Raw genomic sequence first — 19,206 nt, forward strand, 5'->3', positions numbered from 1 at the left:
AAGTTGGTTTGCTAAGTGCTGCTATTGTACCCCTTGAGCCCTTAACAGGCTGTATATCGTATTTTTATTGCGAATGAACGATGGGATTTGGCTAAACCTACAAGCAAGGCTGATCCTCTGGGCTGATGCTCTTTCTGTGCCAAGCAAACACCGCTGAGGTAGGGCAGAGCAGGATCCTACCGGCATCGCATTCTAGGTAGGATCTCAGGCAATTAAGCCGGCTGGGGAGGACACCAGAAAAGATTGCGGCTGGAAACTCCCAGAGAATGGAGGATCTCTCTCATGATCTCTGTGCAGTACCGCCAATGCTCGGGATCCGCACACATGCGGTCGGGGTTGAACTCCATATCGTAGTGGATGACATTGGGGATCCCGGCAAACTCCTCTGAAGGCTGAGGGGAAATGATAAGGAGTAGGAAGGGCTTGCCCTTTCGCTTAGCGGACAATTTATCCATCAAGTCGATCACCGCGCCCCGCTGACAGCCGCCTGTGCGCACGAACAAGATCTTGTCCGCCTTTTCCAAGACATATAGAAAGCGCTTGGCGCGAGCTGTATAACGAGTCCGCATCCGCTCATGGATTGGATTCATATTCTGCAGGGGGTCTTCCCCCTCTTCCACCTCATGGCCGAAAGAAAGACCTGTCCACTTGCTGTGATAAATTCGCCTGTCTTCAGGGCTGTAGTGCAAATATTGCGGATCCCACATGCCCTGAAACTCGTGGTGGATCATATCGGCTACATCCGCTAGGTTGCTGGTGCGGGTTAGATCAAACGGAAAGGCAGGCCCGTCGTATTCCAACTTGTAGAGCAGCATCCGCACCGCACAGCGATCCCCCAGGGGAACAACAGCAACGCGATGAATATCAGATAAGGCGCATGTGTATTCCAATAGCATGACCGAGTTGGGAGCAGCCTTGACCCGGCTTTCCAACCCCCCCTCTCCAATCATCAACGTGCGAAAGGGAGCATCGCGATAGAGGGGATCCTCATAAACGCCTGTTGGCAGAGCTTTGAGGGCAGCCCGCACTTCTTTCCACATAGGGTGGATGTTGTACTCATAGCTGCTTTGGTTAATCACACACAGGCGGGGCTTGGGATCCAAGCCGGCGGATGGGTAGCTAAGTTTGAGGAGTGTTAGAGTCCCGTCACTAAAGACTATTTCTGAGGATTCCGGAGAGAAAAAATCGGCTGCCGGAGAAAAAACAAGGTCGGCATCTGGGGGAATGGAAAGGGTTGTTTGAATCAAGCCATTCTCATGAATGGAGAGGGAGTACAAAGGTTGATCTTGCCCTTTCTCACCGCTTTTACCAATATATAAGCCTGGCTGTAGTCGAGCTTCTTGAAAAGCAGCTTGTAAAGATTGCCAAGTCGGTGTCAAGGTGTAATCATAAGGAGTAATATTAACAAGGCGGAATCGATTCTGACCCTCCAAGGCCGCCCAAAAGCCAGAGGGATCCTCAAAAATCAGCTTTTCTTTGGATGATGCCAGCTTTAGGGGGGCTGACTTCACAGTGTTGGGATCAAAAATCGAGAGGTCAATAGCCGCAAACATGAGTTGGTGCCCCTTGGTATTAGGGTGGGCCGCGTCAAAAGCCAGATCTGGCTTCCAGCGCCCCTGGCCATCGTCTAAGATGGGCAGCCAGTTGAACACGGGGCATCCCCAACTGAGCATCCTTTGCTGAGTTTCCTGCAAAAGCAGATGCTGTTCTAGGCCGTAGTCTGCATGGGGGTAAACCCCTCCCAAAACTGGCAAGGCTCCAATGTCTTGAATTCGCTGAATTAACCGCTGCAGGCCGTTTTCAAACCGCCTTTGGACGGCACGGCGATGCTCCGGCAGAGCCGTGGCCAAGCCTTCATTTCCCAAAGACAAGGCAACAATAACGACATCGGGATGTTCAGGGATCACCACCTGCTCAAATCGGGCCAGGGTTCGGCTGACGTTTGCCCCCAATTCGGAGAGGTTCCGCACTTGATGGCCATAGCGTTCTCGTAGAGCTTTCTGCAACAGCCAGGCCCATCCTCGCAACAGCCAGGCGCTGCACCCCAGGGCCACCGAACTGCCCAAGACGACTATCTTCAGTCCCGGACAATCTTCGGGCTCAGGCTCGCTCACCGGCAAGGCAAAATAGCCGTATGGATAGAAAGGGATCCGGCCAAACTCGCCATCTTCCACGATCAAAACTGCCGGCAAAGGTTCCGGCTCAAGCGGCACCCAGCGATTCCTATCGGCGGCTTCCCAAATAACTTCGCCATCGGCCTGAACGCGCAGGTACCGGTACTCCAGTCGAGGGGTTTCTTCGAGTCCCTCCCCAGAGGACAGTGGGCTAGAAGTGCCATCTGCCGGGCCTAATGGCAACTCCACCCACCAGAGCGGGTAGCGATCGGGATCCGTCTGCAGCCAAACACAGCGGCAGGGATCCCAGGCGCCCAGTTGAGGGCTGGATCCCACCAGGGCAATTCGATCGCCGGGCTGAGTGGTGGCGCGAACTTGAAAGCGATACATTTTCCGAAGGAGAGGGAGAGGAACCTATTCTGGATTTGCCGGTAGATAGACAGGCTTGATCAGTTGGCTTATTACCCTGCCGACAACTGGTAAGAGAAAACAAAAGCTGCGATCCAGTTCCGCCTTGTCTGGCCTATCCTGAGTTTTAAAAAAAAGAAGTTCTCAGATCCGCAAACAGAAAACACAGAAGGCCACAAAAAAGACCTAAAGCCCCAAAGTAAAGCTCTCTAAGTAAAGAACAATTGAACTTTAGCTTGAACTTAACATACTGTCCAAGAATTGTCTGTTTTCTGGAGCACTTTCAGAGGGTTTCTGGAGTGCAAGTTTCCAATTGTCGCTGGGGCAAAATCACCTCAAAGGTGGATCCCTGCCCCACCTCGCTCTCCACCTGCACCTGCCCCCGATGCTGCTCGGCGATGCTTTTGACAATGGCCAGCCCCAAACCCGATCCCGACCGCCGATTGGGATCCCCGCTGCGGGCCGGATCCACCCGGTAGAAACGGTCGAACAGGTGGGGCAGCGCCTGGGGTGGGATCCCCGGCCCGCTATCTTGCACCTGAAGCACCAGTTCTGGGGATCCGGAGCGCAGCCGCTGCCTAAGGCGCACCTGCACCTCGCCGCCAGAGGGAGTGTGGAGAAGGGCGTTTTCGATCAGGTTGGTGAACAGGCGGGCCAACAGGTCTTCATCTCCCCAAAAGGCGAAGGGATAGCCCTCTGCTTCCTCGTCGGGGGTGACAATGTCCAGCTTGAGGTGGATCCCTTTCTGGTTGGCCAGCCCTTGCAACTCCTCTACCACCTGCAGCAGCAGAGCATCCAGCGCACAGCAGCGGGGCTGGAAAGGCACCATGCCGCTGTCGTGGCGGGCCAGAAACAGCAGGTCGTCCACCAGGCGGCCCAGCCGCAAACACAGCCGCTCCACCATCTGCCAGCGCTGGCGGGTGTCGGCGTCCAGGTGCGGATCGGCCAAAGCCACCTGTACCGTGGTTTGAATGCTGGCCAAGGGGCTGCGCAGCTCGTGGGAGGCATCGGCGGTAAATTGCTTGAGCTGCTGGTAAGACTGGCGGATGGGCTGCATGGCCAAACCGGAGAGCAGCCAGCCGATTCCCCCCACACAGGCCAAACTGGCCACTACCCAGAGGCTGAGATCCCGAATGAGCTGGCGTGTCGGCTTGCTCACCTCAAACCAGGGGTGGCTGACCCGCAAATACCCCAGCAGCTTCCCACCGGCCAGGATCGGCTCGGTGAACTGGCGCAGCCAATACCCAGGCGCGATGCGGGCGGTGTGCAGGGATCCCTCGGTCAGCAGGGGGGCAGGGATGCCGCCGGGCACCGTGGACCAGATGAGGGATCCCTGGGGATCAAACCACTCCAGGTCGATGTGGTCGTCCTCCAGGGTGCTGGGATCATCCCGAAAGCTGGCCTCTAAGCTCTGGCGGGCCTGCTGTGGATCCAAGAGGCTCTCGTCCACCACCAGGGAGCGCTCGACAATTTCCACCACATGGCCCAGCGTGTCGTCCACCCGCTCGATCAGGGTTGACTGCACATACCAGTAGAAGCTGCCGGCAAACAGCAACAAAAACACCCCTGTTGCCACGGTGTACCAGAGGGCCAACCACCGCCGCGTTGCCTGGAACATGGGGGTTGCGCGGGAAGGGGATGGGTTAGCTGTGGACACGAGGCTCAGGGTGAAGGGTCGATAAAATCTCCGCTTCCACCTGCAGCAGGGTGTCCAGCCGCTCCTGCACCTCGTCAGCGGGGAACTGCTCCAGCGCCAGGTCTAGATACAACTGCCAGTGCCGCTCTTCAGCCGCCGCCAGCCAGAGGTAAAACTGCCGCAGCTCCGGGTCGGGGGCGTGGATCCCCAGCAGGCCCAGGCGTTCGTGGCTGCGGGCCTCGATGATGGCGGCCACCAGCAAAGCGTCCAAAAGGTGCTCCGGCTCGGAGCGGCGCAGGTGCTGGTTGAGACGGCTGGCGTAGGGAGCAGCCGAGAGGGGCCTGATCGGGATCCCCAGCCGTTGCAGGTGGCGATGCACCCGCTCAAAGTGCTGCAGCTCCTCCCGCGCCAGCGGCGACAGCGCTTCCACCAGCCGCCCGTTGGCCGGGTAGCGAAACAGCAAACTAAGGGCGTTGCCCGCCGCTTTTTTCTCGCAGTTGGCGTGATCCAACAAGATAAGGTCGAGGTGACGAATGGCTTGGTCGATCCAGGCCGCAGAAGTCGGCGAGGCCAGTTGTAGCGTCGGCACAGGGTCAGAAGAGGTTTCAGGCATCAACAGCTTCCAGGTTGACCCACCCTGCCCGCTGCGGGAGCAGGGAACGGAACTGGGTTAATCGGATCTTAGCTTTGCCGGCGTACCCCTTTCTAAGTCTTGGATCCCGTCTGACGCTCTGGCAGCAGTTGTCCCTATCCCCGGCCCCTCTCCCAGAGGGAGAGGGGAGTTCGGGGATTTTTCAGAAGGCTGGCCCCCGCCTCAATGGCTCAGAGCCAAGGTTTTCCCTGCTACGACCGCCGCCATCTCCTGCAACAGGTCTTCGGTCTCTTCCCAGCCAATGCAGCCGTCGGTAATGGAAACGCCGTACTGGAGCGGCGCCCCTTCCTGCCAGGTTTGCTTGCCCGGGTTGAGGTTGCTCTCCAGCATCAGCCCCATCAAGGCCCGCTGCCCCGCTTGGTACTGCTGTAGCACCGCCCGACAGACGGATCCCTGCCGGCGGTAGTCCTTCTGTGAGTTGTCGTGGGAGCAGTCCACCATCACCGAGCGCGGGATCCCTTGATCCTTCATCAGCAACGCCGCCCGCGCCACATCTTCCGGGCCGTAGTTGGTTCTGCCGCCGCCGCCGCGCAACACGATGTGCCGATCCGGGTTGCCGGTGGTTTTCACCAAGGCCGTCATGCCGTCTTGGCCAATGCCCAGAAAACTGTGGGGGTGGCTGGCAGACAAGATGGCGTTGAGGGCAATTTCCAGCCGCCCGTCGGTGCCGTTTTTGAAGCCCACGGGCATGGAGAGGCCGCTGGCCATTTCCCGGTGGGTCTGGCTTTCGATGGTTCGGGCGCCGATGGCCGCCCAGCTCACCAGGTCTGCGGTGTATTGAGGGGTCACCGGATCCAGCATCTCGGTGGCACAGGGCAGGCCCAGCTCGTTGATCTGCAGCAGGATGGAGCGGGCCAGTTGCAAGCCGGTGGCAATGTCGCAGGAGCCATCCAGGTGGGGATCGTTGATCAACCCCTTCCAGCCCACGGTGGTGCGCGGCTTCTCAAAATAGGTGCGCATCACGATCACCAGGTGCTCGCGGGTTCGGTCGGCCACCCGCTTGAGGCGGTGGGCGTACTCCAAGGCCGCTTCCGGATCGTGGATGGAGCAGGGGCCGACGATCACCACCAGGCGATGGAGATCCCGTCCGTGGATGATGTCGCGAATGGCCTGCCGCGTGGAGAGCACCACTTGGGCTGCCGTTTCCGTCAGCGGCAGCTTGGCCTTGACAGCAGCAGGGGCAATCAAGGGAGTCACCTCTTGGATGTTGCAGTTGTCGGTTTGGGGGGGCATAGAACTGTCCTTCATTGTGTCCAAGGGATGGGCAAGTGAGGGATTGAGCTGTCGAGCCATCAAAAAAGCCCTGGCACTGGGCTCAGGGCTTCAGGACTGACTCAGGTAAACCTAGGCTTTATAGTTTACGCGCCACCCTTCCGCCCTGGTCGCTGCCAGGGAAAGGTAAAGTAGCCAAAAAAGGGAGCGCGCAAGATCATCTTCAGGGGAAGGAACTCGGAATCTGTACGAGATGAGTATAGCGGAAGTATACCCAAAAAGAAACTGGATTTGCCAAGACGGGCTCAGGTTCTGGGTCGCTCCCAGGGTTCCCCGGGCGCAGCCCAGAGGACGGCTTTCCCCCACCCAGCTCAAGAGGCTTGCCCGCCCCGTAGCCATCGCTCTGCGACGCTGTTGCAAGCGGTGCGAGGAGAAAAGCTTCAGGGCAACTAGGAACTTCCTGCCGCTGCCTCAGCCTGACAGGGCCGCAGCGGCGAAAGCCCCGCAAGCCCGGCGGAAACCAAGACAGTCAGCAGGACTCTGGGCTTCTGTCCCAGAAAACAGGCTTCAGAAGGATCCGGCCCGAACGGCAGCCGCTTCCTGGATCACCTCGTCTCCAGGCTGCAGCCCGGCGTGGATCTCCACCAGATCCCCATAGCGGGATCCCACCGCCACCGGCGTAAACAGCGGCTTGCCGTCCGCCAGCCGATACACGCCCGTCAGGCCGAACTGTTCTACCAGGCTTGTCTGGGGCAGCAGCAGGGCTTGGCGGGTTTCTCCTGCCAACTTCAGACGGCCCAGCATGCCCGGCATGGCTCAGGGGAGCGGAGGGATCTCCGCCTTGACTTCCACGGTTCTCGAGCTGGGATCGGCGCTGGGGATGATTTGGCGAATGGCTCCCTCCACGGTTTGGTTGAGGCTGTCGATGCTGATGGGCACCCCTTGTCCCACCCGGATCTGGCCGGCCAGCGATTCGGGCACAGCCACGGAAAACCGCAGCCGCTCGCTGCTTTCTAGCTCCACTATCGGCTGGCCCGGCCCCGCCAAAGCCCCTACCTCCACATACTTGCGGGTGACGACGCCGGCAAAGGGGGCAACCAGGGTTCCGTAGGCCAGGTTGGCTTGGGCTTGTGCCACCCCCGCCTGCGCCTGGGCCATGGCCGCCTGCACCTCAGGGATCCGGCCTTTGGCCTGGGCAAGCTGGGCCCGCGCTTGGGTCAATCCCTGTTCGGCCTGCTGGATCCCGGCCTCGAGCTGGGCCAGCCGGCCCAAGAGCACGGCTACCCGCGTATTGGCCTGATCCACCTGGGCTTGGGCCACGGCCCCTTCGGCGTGCAGCTTCTGCATGCGTTCTTGGTGCAAACGGGCCTCCTGCAGCTCCGCTTCCGCCTGCTGCTTCTGGGCTTGCACCTGGCGCAAGGCTTCTTCCGCTCCCCTCACCCCTGCCTGGGCGGCCAGAAGGCCTGCTTGGGCCTGCTGCAGTTGCGCCTCAGCCTGTTGCCGCTGGGCCTGGGCCTGTTGCTGGGCGGCCTGCACATCGCTGACATCCAGACGGGCAATCAGGGATCCGGCCGCCACCTGCTGCCCCTCCTGAACCGGCAGCTCCAGAACTCGGCCCACAATGCGGCTGCTGAGGGAGGTGCGCTCCACAGCCTCTAGGCTGCCCACCAGAATCCGCTCTTGGCCGATTTCCCGAGGCTTGACCTCCATCGTGGCCAACGGGGCGGCCTTGGCAGTTTCCAAGGACTCCGTCTCGCTGACGGGAAGCTCCGAAGCGGCTACCCCTGGACCGGGCCGGCTTTGGGATCCCAGCAGCCAGCCGCCCAGCCCCCCTAGCGAGAGGAACAGCAGCGCCCAGCCCAGGTGGCCCCAGCTCCAGCCGGAAAACCTTTGTTGGTGCAACCTGCCGACTTGAGTTTCCATAGTGCAAGTGTCCAAGGCGTAACTTGAGAGTGACGAGAGAAAGAGGCTAAGGAAAGACCAAATCTCCCAATGGCTTGGAGATGGGCTCTATGAGAGCCCCACCCCCTGCAAACTGAGGCGCTCAAACCAAGGCACCGCCCACCCCCAGCGCATCTTGGCTAGGAAATACTGCTCAAAGGCGGACTTGAGCCAACTGACCCATGGCCCTTGCACGGCCAGAGCTATAGCTGCTCTTGCCTGTCTTCCGAAGCCGCCACCTACTGCTACTCGTGGCTGGGTCTAGGAGGGGATCCCATCCTGGCAATCCAGTAGCCGCACTGGTGTTCTCCGTTCACCTGCCAGGTGAGGCGCTCTACCCGGCAGTCGGGCAGGGCGGCGGCAAACATCTCCAGCTCGTGGCCGCAGACGCTGGGAAAACGCTGGGCAATTTGGGCAATGGCGCAGTGGTGCTCCACCAATACGTATTGCTCGGCATACTGCTCAGCGCCTTCTGTTGCCCTGGCCGCAGCCAGGTGGTTGGGGTAGGGGTAGTACTCCGCCATGTAGCCTTCTGCCTGGCGCAACTGCACCAAGCGCTCCAGCCGCTTGGCCAGGGATCCGCATCCCATCTGGGCTTGGTACTCTTGGGCTTTGCGCTGCCACTGCTGCTGGAGCAGGGATCCCATCTGTTCGGATCCCAGGGTTTCGGCCAGCGTATTGAGCAGGCCCAGGGCAAACTCGTCGTAGCTTGTGGGGAATTGCGCTTCCCCTTGGGGGCTAAGCTGATAGAAGTGCTGGGGGCGGCCCAGGCCACTGGCTTGAGCGACGTGGTGGATCAGCCCCTCCGCCTCTAGATCCTTGAGGTGGCGGCGAATGGCTTGGGGAGAAATGCCCAAGTGCTCTGCCAGAGTCTGGGCGGTGGCCTGCCCCGCCTTGCGCAAATAGACTAGGATGGCCTGCTTGCTGGAAAGGGGCTGCGTGAACCGCCCGGTGATCTTGTGCGCGCTCTCCACCCTCGCCCTCCTGGTTAGACTGGGTTCACTCGGCTGCCGCTGCCAGCACAGCTACTTTGACAACGGGATCATTGCTACAGTAACCTGAGGGTTAGTTAAGCAACAACCGTGTTGTTTTAGTTGGCCGTCTGTCTTGACCCTGTCCCTAACCAAGAGCCATCCATGTCTACGAGCGTCCGCACCCTCATTAGCCAGCCCTACAAGTACGGCTTTGTTACCGACATCCCTTCTGAGTCCATCGGCAAAGGCCTAAACGAGGACATCATCCGGCAAATTTGGGCCAAGAAGGGGGAGCCGGACTTTATGCTAGAGTTCCGGCTGCGGGCCTACCGCCAGTGGCTGAAGATGAGCGAGCCCACCTGGCCCAACGTCAGCTACCCGCCCATTGACTACCAAAACATTGTCTACTACTCGGCCCCCAAGGTGCAGCCCAAGAAAAAGAGCCTGGACGAAGTGGATCCGGTGCTGTTGGAGACCTTCGAGAAACTGGGGATCCCCTTGTCTGAACAGAAGCGGCTGGCCAATGTGGCGGTGGATGCCATCTTCGACAGCGTTTCGGTAGCCACCACCTTCCGGGAAAAGCTGGCCAAGGAAGGCGTGATTTTCTGCTCCATGTCAGAGGCGCTGCGGGAGTATCCGGAGCTGGTGCGCAAGTACTTGGGCAGTGTGGTTCCCATTGCTGATAACTACTACGCGGCGCTGAACTCGGCAGTGTTCAGTGATGGATCCTTTGTCTATGTGCCCAAAGGGGTGCGCTGTCCCATGGAGCTTTCCACCTATTTCCGCATCAACAACGGCGAATCGGGCCAGTTTGAGCGCACCCTGATCATTGCCGACGAGGGATCCTACGTCAGCTACTTGGAAGGGTGTACTGCCCCCATGTTCGACACCAACCAACTGCATGCGGCGGTGGTGGAGTTAATTGCCCTAGACAATGCCGAAATTAAATACTCCACGGTGCAGAACTGGTATGCCGGCGACGAAAACGGCAAAGGGGGCATTTATAACTTTGTAACCAAGCGCGGCCTGTGTCAGGGGGCCAACTCCAAAATCTCTTGGACGCAAGTGGAGACCGGCTCCGCCATCACCTGGAAGTACCCCAGCTGTGTGCTGGTGGGGGAAAACTCGGTGGGCGAATTTTACTCGGTTGCCCTCACCAACAACTACCAGCAGGCCGATACCGGCACCAAGATGATTCACGTGGGCCGCAACACCCGCAGCAAAATTATCTCCAAAGGGATCTCGGCTGGGCACTCCAAAAACAGCTACCGCGGCCTGGTCAAAATCGGGCCGAAAGCGGAAGGTGCCCGCAACTTTTCCCAGTGCGATTCCATGTTGATTGGGGATCAGTGCAGCGCCAACACCTTCCCCTATATTGAGGTGCAAAACAACACCGCCAAAGTGGAGCACGAAGCTTCCACCTCCAAGATTGGAGAAGAGCAATTGTTCTACTTCCAGTCCCGCGGTATCTCTGCGGAAGATGCTGTGTCCATGATCATCAGCGGCTTCTGCCGAGAAGTGTTTAACCAACTGCCGATGGAGTTTGCTGTAGAAGCCGATCGATTGCTGAGCCTAAAGTTAGAGGGATCCGTCGGCTAGGGGATTGCTCCCAATGCGAAGCTGAGCAAGTGGGCGAGGCCGCTGACACGCTGTGGGAGCAGGCGCTGCCATTTTCAGGAGAAGGGTAAGGGGTTAGGTAACTCCCAAGGCAGAGGGCTGTGATCCCCTGAAGCCAGAGGCGGCCCAAAGGCTTGGCGACGTTGCAAACAGCGCATGGATGCAGGGGGGGAGAGGGGATAATCAAGGAGTTTTGAACCGTAAGGCTAGGCAGGAGAAGTTCCCCATGAGGGCATTTCTGGAGGAGTTCAAAAAGTTCATCAGCCGGGGCAATGCCTTAGATTTGGCTGTTGGCGTTGTTATTGGAGGTGCTTTTGGGAAGATCGTGACTTCTTTTGTAGCAGATCTGTTTACTCCAGTTTTAGGCTTGATGATTGGTGGAGTGAGCTTCCAGAACTTGGTCTGGAAAATCGGTGGAAGTCCTGAAGACCCAGTTACGATTAACTACGGTAGCTTTCTGCAAGCTGTGTTTGATTTTGTGATTATCGCTTTTGCCATCTTCTTACTGGTGAAGGCGATCAACACCCTACAGCGAAAGGAGGAAGAATCTCCTCCCACATTGCCCCCACTAGAAGTGGTTTTGCTGACAGAGATCCGGGATATCCTCAATCGCCACTCCCAATAGAGCTATAGGGGATCCTTAGGCCCAAAATCCAAACCTGGTTTAGGGATCCCTTAACCTTCCAATCCCTGCCCTTCAGTGGCAACTCTAGAGTCTAGCTATGATCTGCGAAAACAGCCCTGTCATCTTATCCGTTCGAGATCTCAGCGCCGAGATCGATGGCACCCCCATTCTCAAGGGGTTGAGCCTGGAAATTCGCGCCGGAGAAATCCACGCCATCATGGGCCCCAATGGTTCTGGAAAAAGCACTTTTTCCAAGATCTTAGCCGGCCACCCTGACTACAGGGTGACGGGGGGCGAGATCCTCTACCTGGGAAAAAATCTCTTGGAGATGGAGCCAGAAGAGAGGGCTTGGGCAGGGATCTTTTTGGCATTTCAATACCCCATCGAAATCCCAGGGGTGAGCAACTTGGATTTCCTGCGCGCCGCCTACAACGCTCGCCAGAAATATCGGGATCAGCCGGAACTGGATGCTCTGGATTTTGACGACCTGGTACGGGAAAAGTTGGATATTGTCAAAATGGATCCCGTTTTTTTGGAGCGCTCTGTGAATGAGGGCTTTTCCGGCGGTGAGAAAAAGCGCAACGAGATCCTGCAAATGGCGGTGTTGGAGCCCACGCTGGCCATTTTGGACGAGACGGATTCCGGTCTGGATATCGACGCGCTGCGCATTGTGGCCCACGGCATCAACCGACTGGCCGGCCCTGAGAATGCCATGCTCTTGATCACCCACTACCAACGCTTGCTGGACTATGTAACCCCCGACTACGTGCACGTGATGGAGGGGGGTCGTATCGTCATCAGTGGGGACAAGACCTTGGCGCTGGAGCTGGAGGAACGGGGCTACGACTGGATCAAAACTCAGTCGGGTCAAGAACCGGCAGCTGCGACATCTCGGCAGGAGAAAGAGGGATGAGCGCCACCTTGCCCAAACCTTTTGCCCCAGAGAGCCGCCTATTCCTGGAGCACATCCTCGGCCAAATCCCGGAAAGGCAGGATCCCTACACCACCCTTAGGCAGCAGGCCCGCGCCCAATTGGCCGAACTGGGGATCCCGACCCCACGGGAAGAGGATTGGAAATACAGCGATCTCTCGCCACTGCTGGCCCACAAGTTTCGCCTGGCTGCCGCGGGGGATCCGTCTCTGGATGCAGCAACCCTAGAGCCCTGGCTTTGGCCGGAAGCCAGCTATAGCCGCGCCGTGTTCGTCAACGGCTACTTTGCCCCCCAGCTTTCTGATTTGAGCGGCCTGCCCACCGCTTTGCAGGTGATCCCTTTAGCCCAAGCCCCAGGGGAGTTGCTGCAAACCCTGGCCAAGACGGATGTGTTTACGGCCCTCAACACCGCTCATCTGGGAGATGGGATCCAGATTGGCCTACAGTCCGGCCAGGAAGTTCCGTCACCGCTGCACCTGCTTTTCCTAACGGTAGCTCCTGAGGGAGAGGCCGTTTTGGCCCAGCCCCGCTGCCTGCTGTCTTTGCAAGCCCACAGCTCCCTCACGCTGATCGAAGATCATGTATCCCTGGGATCCGGGATCCCCTTTGGCAACGCGGTTACGGAGATCGCCCTGGCAGAGGGATCTCGTTTGCACCATGTGATTTTGCAAAGGCAGGGATCCCCAGCCTTCCACATCAACAAGACCGCCGTGCGCCAAAGCTGCGACAGCCACTACCGCCTCCAGGCGATTCAGTGGGGATCCCAGTTTTCCCGCCACAACCTGGAGATCACCCAAGCCGGAGCCCAGGCCCACACCCAACTGCAGGGGCTAACGCTGCTGAAGGGATCCCAGCACAGCGACACCCACTCCCGCTTGCTCCATCAAGCGCCCCACGGCAGCAGCCGCCAACTGCACAAGTGCATCGTGGACGAGGCGGCCCGCGCGGTCTTCAGCGGGCGGATCCTGGTGAGCCAAGCAGCCCAACTGACAGACGCCGCCCAGACCAACCGCAACCTGCTGTTGAGCCCCAAGGCGCGGGTGGATACCCGGCCCCAACTGGAGATCTTTGCCGACAACGTCAAATGCGCCCACGGAGCCACCGTCAGCCAACTGGAGGCGGAAGAGATCTTCTATCTGCAAAGCCGCGGCATTCCCCAAGCCCAGGCCAGGCAACTCCTCACCTACGCCTTTGCGGCAGAGATCCTAGAGGGGATCCCGCTGGCCCAGCTTCCTTCCCAGGTGGCCAAGCGCTTGGGATCCGGCTGAGTTGTCCCTCCCATTTCGCTCCAGCCCTTACTGCCATCGGCCAGTCTTGAAATGGCTGCTAGCGGCCTGCGTCGCCCGCGCCCGTCGAACGGCGAAAAAAAAACGCCCGTGGCGTCGCCGGCTCCCGCCGAGAAGCCCGAAATCCCTTACCGGCCCTGTAGGTGATGGCATTGGGCCGCAGGCTTGCTTTGGCTATCTTTCCGACCCGTTGTGCAAAACAACTCCAGCCCCTTTTGCTGAAGTTCGGAGAAGCTGTCTTGGGGGTTTAGGGCGGCAGAGGGGTGGGAATCGGAGGAACAGATCTAGTCTGGTTGGCGCGACTTTATCATCGCCAATCCTGGCCTGGCCCACTTCTCTTCCCCCGATTCTGCGGATCCCTCTGGCCTCTCTGCCGAAGCACCCAGCGCGCCGAAGAGCCATACCGATTCTCTAGCCTTTGGCGCCATCAAAACAAAAGCTGCAGCCCCCCTCCGCGCTTGAGTCCCTGCTCCCCCCTCACCTTTTACCACGGCAAGAACACCGATTGAACGCCTATTGAGGAGAGCCTTTCTCCTTTAGAGAACCACTTCAAGTAGTAGGAGAAAAATGTGGCCTCGAAAAGAGTCCCCAACTTTTGGTTGCAGAAGTACGCCAGGAGGTTATGATCCTGGAGAGGACTGTAGGGCATTAGAAAATGTTGGACATACCACCACAACCTTTAACCGGAAAGGCTCTCCTGCAGAAGGTAGAAGCGTTGAGCCATCTTCCGCGCCGCGAGACGGCAAAGCGCTGTGGCTACGTAACCATGACCAAGACCAACAAGCTCCGCGTCAACTTAAATGAGTTTTATGATGCGGTGCTGGCGGCAAAAGGTCTGAGCCTCAGTCCAACTGCCAAGCGTGACAGGCGCGGTCGCGAGCCAACCTTTCGCGTGAGCGTTCACAAGAATGGTCAGATCATCATCGGGTCCGCTTACACCGAAAAAATGAATCTCAAGCCCGGCGATGAGTTTGAGATTCAGTTGGGCTATAAGCACATTCACCTCAAGCAAGTGCTCAACGGTCAGGTGATGGAGGACTCAACCTCGAACGAAGAAGCTGCCCCCAAAAAGACGCGGAGCCGCAGGAAAAAAACAACAGGAGCTTGAACCTCTTCTGGAGTTGGGCAAGGGAATCCAGTTGAGAAACTGTCACTGCAGGGCTTTCTCTCTTCCAAACCCTCCTTAAGATGGGATCCGAAGCTTGGGTTTATTGACTTCGCCAACCCTAGATCTGAAGATCCCTATGTACCAGACTGTTCAACCTCCTCTCAAGTTTCTGCCGCCGCGATTGACGCCTTGGGTAGTTCGTTTGGCGCAAGCGGGTTTGCCCTTGTGGTTGCGCTGGGCCAAGGGGATCCCGCGCGTTGAGGTGGAGGGGGGCGAGCGTTTGGCCCAGCTTTATCAGCAATTTGAGGCAGGCAAGATTCGCCTGTTGGTAGCCTTTCGCCACCCCACCCTCGACGATCCCCCCTGCTTGATGTACCTGTTTTCCCATCTTCTGCCTCAGGTAGCTCGACAACAGGGGATCCGCCTGCGGCAGCGTCCCCATGTTTTGTTTGTCTACGACCGCGGCCTGCCCCTATGGCTGGGCTTCATTGGCCGCTGGGGGCTTCCCCGGCTGGGCGGGATCCCGATTTTGCGGGGCCGTCTGGATCGGGCAGGGCTGAAGAGCTCTCGCGAGCAGTTTGTGTCAGGCCCGTACCCCCTGGCGGTGGCTCCCGAAGGGACAATCAACGGCATGAGTGGGCTGCTCAACCCGCTGGAGCCGGGGGTGGCCCAAATGAGTTTCTGGGCGGTGGAGGATCTGCACAAGGCGGGGCGCCCGGAGGAGGTGCTGATCTTGCCGGTGGGCCTCCGCTACTCCTACTTGAGGGATCCCAGCCTGGCGCTGGACAGGTTGCTCCGCCGCATGGAGGCGGATTGCAAGCTCCCGGCCACGCGCTCGGCCCATGTCGGCAAAGGGTTTTTGATGGCCCGCCTGCTCCGCCTGGCCGAGCATCTGATTCAGGTGATGGAGCGTTTTTACGAGCGCTTCTACGCCCCAGCTTTGCCCGACGCGGCGCGGGTCAGCCTGAAAGGGGGAGGGGATCTGTTGGCACGTCTGCAAAGCCTATCGGATCTGGCCCTGCGCGTGGCCGAGCAGCACTTTGGCCTGCAGCCCCAGGGAGACTTGATCGAGCGGCGGCATCGCATCGAACAGGCAGGCTGGGCCTGGATCTACCGGGAAGATATCCCTGATATTGCGGCGCTTTCGGCTGTGGAGAAGGGGTTGGCCAATCGCGTCGCCTCTGAGGCCAGCTTCCACCTCTGGCACATGCGCCTGGTGGAGACCCTGATGGTGTTTGCCGTGCGTCCCCTGCCGGAGCAACCTAGTTTGGAGGAACTGGCCGAAACCGCCCTGCGGCTGTGGAACCTGTTGGCCTGGATCAAAGGCAAAAACGCCGTCGGCGCTGCCCCCCCCAGGTTGGGGCCGCGGCTGGCCCGTTTCAGCATCGGCGATCCCCTCTCGGTTTCGGAGCGCTGGCCCGCCTACCAGGCCAACCGCCGGCAAGCCGTACAAGCTCTAACCCAGGATTTGCAGGCGGAGATGGAGCGGCTGCTGCAAGGGATCCCGCGCTCCCCTGCGAGCGTGGCCGTCGGCTGAGATCTGGGTTGGCTGGCCTTGTCGAGGGGAGCGGGAAGGCCTGGGCCGAAACCGATACCGGCCTGTTGTTGGGAATTGTTGCGCCGCCTGTAGGGAAGGCCTCCCCAGCGTTCAGCCAGAAACCGCGGGAGCCCCGCCCTCTATCCCCCCACCGCCAACGGCATCTTCTACTTAGAACCTGCTAGACCTGTTGGGATGGGTAGCCGAGTACGGTGGACTGAGGGCGAGCTTCTTGTTCGCCTTCGCAGAGATTCCCCGACTCCTCAGGTGTTTCTTCAAAAGAGCCTGTCCAGTGAGTCGCAGCCAAGCCTCTGATCCCCCTCAAGACTTGAGCATCTGCATCGGCATCACGATCAGGGTATTGCCTTGGCGATCGACCACGTAGAGCTCTTGCCCAGGCTGGATCTCCAGGTCGGGGACGCTGCACTTGGCATTCCAGGTGGAGCCGAGATAGGAGACCCGACCCCGCTTGCCCGGCGGAATGGCCGTAACTGCCCGCGCTTCTCGCGATTCCTTCAGGAGATCTTCCAGCTGAGTTGAAGTAGAGGGCAGCAGACGCCGGCTGAGAACGATCAACCCAAGGGAGAGCACAATCCAGGCCGAGAACTGGGCCCAAACTGGCCACCCCCAATAGGCCAAAAGAGCAGCCCCTAGGGCAGCCACACCCGCCGGCCCGGCCACCAACTCCGGCAAAAACAGCTCGGCAGCAATGAGAACCAAGCCGAAGACAACCCAGGGCCAAACCATACAACCCAGGCATTCGACCCCATTTAATTAGTATGGCTCAAAGCACCTGGATTCTGCACTGGGATTTGTTGCCGAGCTGTTAGCTAGCCGCCCAGGCGGTAGTTCTCCAAAAACTGCAGGGGATCCACCTCTGCTTGGGGGGGATCCTTGGGTAGGTTCCTGGATTCGGCGATCCGCATCAGCGTCTCCCAGTCGGTGTTCATGACGAAGGCCACTGCTTGACGAGCCGCCTCTCGGTGGGGGCAGGCGTCGCCCAAGACACAGCCATCTCGGCAAAGAGTGGCGCAGTCGTGCTCAGTGCTCTTGAGAGTTGGGCCAGCCATGAGGTCGTTTTCTCCTAGGCTTTTACATTTTCTTCAGAATACCTGACCTGAAGAGAATCTTGCGCCTGCCGGGGATCGGAATGGGCGCAGATAGCCTGGATGAAGTGAGAAGACCGGTTAAGCCCAGAGGAGCAGTGGTTTTATGGAGTTTTCCCAACTGCAGGTGCTGGTGGAGCAAGCCCTGGAAGATAAGAAGTTAACCCGCAGCGAGGTGGATCAAATCATCGCCGCCATCCGGGCCGATGGCAAAATCTCCCCGGAAGAGATGAGCTTGCTGGAGTCCATTCGCGAGAAGGTGCTGCGCCGGGAAATTCAGGTGGTGGAAGAGTGAGGGGCCGGGATCCCTTTTTGCAGGTAGAGGGTAATTTCGCTGCGGTTGTGAAACAGGTGGCGCGCCCTCACCACCGGGAAGGCGCTGCCCAAGATGTCTAGGGTCTGGCGGAGCACCCGCAGGCGATGCTGGTGGGGGAGCTTTAGGGTCATCACGGCTGCCCCCTGCGGCTCCAGATGAGGGGCAAAAGCCGCCATCAGATGGGCAGAGGCACGGCCATCCATGCGCATGTCGTTGAGGATGAGGTGAAACTGACCTGGACAGCGGGCCAGATAGGCTTGGGCGCTGAGGCGATGGTGACAAATGCCGGCATCGTGGCGGAGGCGCTCGTCCAGCTCCGCCGGATCCACAGCCGTCACCTGCTGGCCATGCAGGCGCAAAATGCGCGACCAGCCCCCCGGCGCCGCCCCCAGATCCAAGGCCCGTCCCCCTGGTTGCAAAGGGACGCGAAACACCTGGATGGCCTCCAGCAGCTTAAACTCCGCTCGGCTGATCTGGTCGGGATCGCGGCGAAAGCGGTGGACGCCGCCGGCCCAGGTGGAGAGGTTTTGCGCCGCCAGCGACAGGCCCAGCCAAGCCCGGAGCCCTGTCGAGCTGGCCAGGAGCACCACCGAGATCACCTGCTGGGGATCCTTGACCTGCAGAGGGGATCCCACCGTCGCCATCACCTGTTCGGCCAGGGCTGCGTTAACCTGGAAGGGCTTGACGTTGAGCTTGCCAAACCGGCGCGTCTGTACCGAAAAGCTGAGGGCAGGGTCGATGGCCGCCAAGAGGTTTTGATCGAGGCGCAGCAGGGAGATCTCGTCGAGCTGTCGCTCTTGGTGGATGGGGCAGATGTGGCGCAAAAAAATGGGCGGGTTAGCCTGCCAGGCCTGGGCAAGGTCGGCAAACGAGCGCTGGCTGCACACCCGCACTAGGCCAGGTGCCTCCGGCAAAGGCTGAAAGACGGCCTCGGGATCCGCTGCCGCAATTTCCCGCCTCGCCAGATCCAGAAAATCGGGGTCGGCGCTGCCCAGCCACAGGTGAGTAGTGGGGGGAAGAAACCTGCTCACCTGACCCGCTGCCATCGCAAATAGGGCAAGGAAGCAGCTACCTCTTGAATCCGCTCCCGGGCGGCCAGCAATTGTCCGGTGGCATCCCACGTCCCCTGCACCAGCATCTGCCAGGCCCCCTGTGGGATCTCGACAGCAGCGGTTCTATCCTCCCAGCACACCTGTTTGTTGAGCACATCCAGCGTCAACCGGAGCTGTGGATTCTCGGCCACCGCCCCTTGCAGGGTTTGGATCACGCTGGCGGGCGCCGTGACGCAGGGGATCCCCAAGGCCAGGCAGTTGCCGAAAAAGATCTCGGCAAAGCTTTCGCCGACGAGGGCGCGGATCCCCCACTTGGCCAGGGCTTGGGGGGCGTGCTCCCGGCTGGAGCCACAGCCAAAGTTGGCGTTGACCAGCAAGATCTCTGCCCCCTGGTACTGAGGCAGGTCAAAGGGATGCTGGCCGGGATTCTGGGCCCGGTCGTCGGCAAATACATGCTGGCCCAAGCCCTCAAAGGTAACGCACTTCAAGAAACGGGCCGGGATAATCCGGTCAGTGTCGATGTCGTTGCCCACCAGCGGGATCCCGCGGCCCGTGATGGTCAAAACTTCGCTTGGCATGGGAATTGCAGTGACCTTCTGGACTCAAAAGCTGGGAATTGGCTTCAGAGTTTTGCAGGGTATAGCCTGGGATCCCTTGCCCAACTCTGCTTGGCCGAGGGGGCAAGCCAAGC

At 59.5% G+C, this 19,206-nt stretch carries 19 protein-coding genes; 7 read left to right on the forward strand and 12 right to left on the reverse strand.

Features of this window, described 5'->3' with window-relative positions:
- Positions 1-212: 212 nt before the first annotated feature.
- The 8 genes from GG26_RS10230 to sufR form a co-directional block, all read right to left on the reverse strand.
- The gene (locus GG26_RS10230; RefSeq protein WP_414346236.1) at positions 213-2,504 is read right to left on the reverse strand and encodes a DUF1796 family putative cysteine peptidase; all 2,292 of its coding nucleotides are present in this window, start codon (positions 2,502-2,504) and stop codon (positions 213-215) included.
- Between the two features lie 301 nt (positions 2,505-2,805).
- Positions 2,806-4,140, reverse strand: coding sequence for a sensor histidine kinase (locus tag GG26_RS10235; RefSeq protein WP_414390392.1), 1,335 nt, complete (start codon positions 4,138-4,140; stop codon positions 2,806-2,808).
- A 25-nt stretch (positions 4,141-4,165) separates the two neighbouring features.
- Entirely contained in the window at positions 4,166-4,771 is a 606-nt protein-coding gene (locus tag GG26_RS10240) for a tRNA-(ms[2]io[6]A)-hydroxylase (RefSeq protein WP_011430999.1), read from the reverse strand.
- 201 nt (positions 4,772-4,972) lie between these two features.
- Complete coding sequence (locus GG26_RS10245) at positions 4,973-6,043, reverse strand: 3-deoxy-7-phosphoheptulonate synthase (RefSeq protein ID WP_011431000.1); 1,071 nt, start codon at positions 6,041-6,043, stop codon at positions 4,973-4,975.
- A gap of 546 nt (positions 6,044-6,589) precedes the next feature.
- Positions 6,590-6,835: a hypothetical protein gene (locus tag GG26_RS10250; RefSeq protein ID WP_414390394.1), complete on the reverse strand. Its 246-nt coding sequence runs from the start codon at positions 6,833-6,835 to the stop codon at positions 6,590-6,592.
- Positions 6,836-6,838: 3 nt separating this feature from the next.
- Positions 6,839-7,945 (reverse strand): efflux RND transporter periplasmic adaptor subunit, encoded by a 1,107-nt coding sequence (locus tag GG26_RS10255; RefSeq protein WP_414390397.1) that lies wholly within the window; start codon positions 7,943-7,945, stop codon positions 6,839-6,841.
- Between the two features lie 87 nt (positions 7,946-8,032).
- The gene (locus GG26_RS10260; RefSeq protein WP_255322479.1) at positions 8,033-8,158 is read right to left on the reverse strand and encodes a hypothetical protein; all 126 of its coding nucleotides are present in this window, start codon (positions 8,156-8,158) and stop codon (positions 8,033-8,035) included.
- A gap of 50 nt (positions 8,159-8,208) precedes the next feature.
- Positions 8,209-8,937, reverse strand: coding sequence for an iron-sulfur cluster biosynthesis transcriptional regulator SufR (gene sufR / locus GG26_RS10265; RefSeq protein WP_011431002.1), 729 nt, complete (start codon positions 8,935-8,937; stop codon positions 8,209-8,211).
- Between the two features lie 162 nt (positions 8,938-9,099).
- On the opposite strand from sufR, the gene sufB reads away from it, so the two are divergent.
- The 6 genes from sufB to GG26_RS10295 all read left to right on the forward strand — a co-directional run bounded on the left by sufB (position 9,100) and on the right by GG26_RS10295 (position 16,041).
- Positions 9,100-10,536, forward strand: coding sequence for a Fe-S cluster assembly protein SufB (gene sufB / locus GG26_RS10270; RefSeq protein WP_414390401.1), 1,437 nt, complete (start codon positions 9,100-9,102; stop codon positions 10,534-10,536).
- 244 nt (positions 10,537-10,780) lie between these two features.
- The gene (gene mscL / locus GG26_RS10275) at positions 10,781-11,179 is read left to right on the forward strand and encodes a large-conductance mechanosensitive channel protein MscL (protein ID WP_414390404.1); all 399 of its coding nucleotides are present in this window, start codon (positions 10,781-10,783) and stop codon (positions 11,177-11,179) included.
- A 97-nt stretch (positions 11,180-11,276) separates the two neighbouring features.
- Entirely contained in the window at positions 11,277-12,092 is an 816-nt protein-coding gene (sufC, locus tag GG26_RS10280; RefSeq protein ID WP_011431006.1) for a Fe-S cluster assembly ATPase SufC, read from the forward strand.
- Complete coding sequence (gene sufD / locus GG26_RS10285) at positions 12,089-13,378, forward strand: Fe-S cluster assembly protein SufD (RefSeq protein ID WP_414390407.1); 1,290 nt, start codon at positions 12,089-12,091, stop codon at positions 13,376-13,378. Before sufC ends, sufD begins: the two co-directional genes overlap by 4 nt.
- A gap of 673 nt (positions 13,379-14,051) precedes the next feature.
- Positions 14,052-14,504 (forward strand): AbrB family transcriptional regulator, encoded by a 453-nt coding sequence (locus GG26_RS10290; RefSeq protein WP_011431008.1) that lies wholly within the window; start codon positions 14,052-14,054, stop codon positions 14,502-14,504.
- Between the two features lie 136 nt (positions 14,505-14,640).
- Positions 14,641-16,041: a 1-acyl-sn-glycerol-3-phosphate acyltransferase gene (locus GG26_RS10295; RefSeq protein ID WP_011431009.1), complete on the forward strand. Its 1,401-nt coding sequence runs from the start codon at positions 14,641-14,643 to the stop codon at positions 16,039-16,041.
- Between the two features lie 321 nt (positions 16,042-16,362).
- Here GG26_RS10295 and GG26_RS10300 read toward each other — a convergent pair whose 3' ends face one another.
- On the reverse strand, positions 16,363-16,788 hold the full coding sequence (locus GG26_RS10300; RefSeq protein WP_011431010.1) for an NfeD family protein: 426 nt from the start codon (positions 16,786-16,788) through the stop codon (positions 16,363-16,365).
- Between the two features lie 83 nt (positions 16,789-16,871).
- On the reverse strand, positions 16,872-17,111 hold the full coding sequence (locus GG26_RS10305; RefSeq protein ID WP_011431011.1) for a hypothetical protein: 240 nt from the start codon (positions 17,109-17,111) through the stop codon (positions 16,872-16,874).
- 142 nt (positions 17,112-17,253) lie between these two features.
- Here GG26_RS10305 and GG26_RS10310 point away from each other — a divergent pair, with 142 nt between their 5' ends.
- The gene (locus tag GG26_RS10310) at positions 17,254-17,442 is read left to right on the forward strand and encodes a hypothetical protein (protein WP_011431012.1); all 189 of its coding nucleotides are present in this window, start codon (positions 17,254-17,256) and stop codon (positions 17,440-17,442) included.
- On the opposite strand, the gene GG26_RS10315 is transcribed toward GG26_RS10310, so the two are convergent.
- Together GG26_RS10315 and leuD are read right to left on the reverse strand one after the other, a co-directional pair.
- Positions 17,424-18,494 carry an SAM-dependent methyltransferase gene (locus GG26_RS10315; protein WP_011431013.1) on the reverse strand — a complete coding sequence of 357 codons (1,071 nt, stop codon included), beginning with the start codon at positions 18,492-18,494 and terminating at the stop codon, positions 17,424-17,426. The two genes, GG26_RS10310 and GG26_RS10315, sit on opposite strands and share 19 nt — an antisense overlap.
- On the reverse strand, positions 18,491-19,093 hold the full coding sequence (gene leuD, locus GG26_RS10320) for a 3-isopropylmalate dehydratase small subunit (RefSeq protein ID WP_041438503.1): 603 nt from the start codon (positions 19,091-19,093) through the stop codon (positions 18,491-18,493). Before leuD ends, GG26_RS10315 begins: the two co-directional genes overlap by 4 nt.
- Positions 19,094-19,206: the final 113 nt, after the last annotated feature.

This window comes from Synechococcus sp. 'PEA 65AY6A-5F PE A', from assembly GCF_047462575.1.
Classification (GTDB): Bacteria; Cyanobacteriota; Cyanobacteriia; order Thermostichales; family Thermostichaceae; genus Thermostichus.

Excerpts from the sequence above, each read along its gene's own strand:
- GG26_RS10235 (WP_414390392.1), bottom strand. The coding sequence starts at position 4,140 with ATGTTCCAGGCAACGCGGCGGTGGTTGGCCCTCTGGTACACCGTGGCA.
- GG26_RS10240 (WP_011430999.1), bottom strand. The coding sequence starts at position 4,771 with ATGCCTGAAACCTCTTCTGACCCTGTGCCGACGCTACAACTGGCCTCG.
- leuD (WP_041438503.1), bottom strand. The coding sequence starts at position 19,093 with ATGCCAAGCGAAGTTTTGACCATCACGGGCCGCGGGATCCCGCTGGTG.
- GG26_RS10300 (WP_011431010.1), bottom strand. The coding sequence starts at position 16,788 with ATGGTTTGGCCCTGGGTTGTCTTCGGCTTGGTTCTCATTGCTGCCGAG.
- GG26_RS10295 (WP_011431009.1), top strand. The coding sequence starts at position 14,641 with ATGTACCAGACTGTTCAACCTCCTCTCAAGTTTCTGCCGCCGCGATTG.
- sufC (WP_011431006.1), top strand. The coding sequence starts at position 11,277 with ATGATCTGCGAAAACAGCCCTGTCATCTTATCCGTTCGAGATCTCAGC.
- GG26_RS10290 (WP_011431008.1), top strand. The coding sequence starts at position 14,052 with ATGTTGGACATACCACCACAACCTTTAACCGGAAAGGCTCTCCTGCAG.
- sufB (WP_414390401.1), top strand. The coding sequence starts at position 9,100 with ATGTCTACGAGCGTCCGCACCCTCATTAGCCAGCCCTACAAGTACGGC.
- GG26_RS10245 (WP_011431000.1), bottom strand. The coding sequence starts at position 6,043 with ATGCCCCCCCAAACCGACAACTGCAACATCCAAGAGGTGACTCCCTTG.
- GG26_RS10250 (WP_414390394.1), bottom strand. The coding sequence starts at position 6,835 with ATGCCGGGCATGCTGGGCCGTCTGAAGTTGGCAGGAGAAACCCGCCAA.
- GG26_RS10305 (WP_011431011.1), bottom strand. The coding sequence starts at position 17,111 with ATGGCTGGCCCAACTCTCAAGAGCACTGAGCACGACTGCGCCACTCTT.
- sufD (WP_414390407.1), top strand. The coding sequence starts at position 12,089 with ATGAGCGCCACCTTGCCCAAACCTTTTGCCCCAGAGAGCCGCCTATTC.
- GG26_RS10310 (WP_011431012.1), top strand. The coding sequence starts at position 17,254 with ATGGAGTTTTCCCAACTGCAGGTGCTGGTGGAGCAAGCCCTGGAAGAT.
- GG26_RS10230 (WP_414346236.1), bottom strand. The coding sequence starts at position 2,504 with ATGTATCGCTTTCAAGTTCGCGCCACCACTCAGCCCGGCGATCGAATT.
- GG26_RS10255 (WP_414390397.1), bottom strand. The coding sequence starts at position 7,945 with ATGGAAACTCAAGTCGGCAGGTTGCACCAACAAAGGTTTTCCGGCTGG.
- mscL (WP_414390404.1), top strand. The coding sequence starts at position 10,781 with ATGAGGGCATTTCTGGAGGAGTTCAAAAAGTTCATCAGCCGGGGCAAT.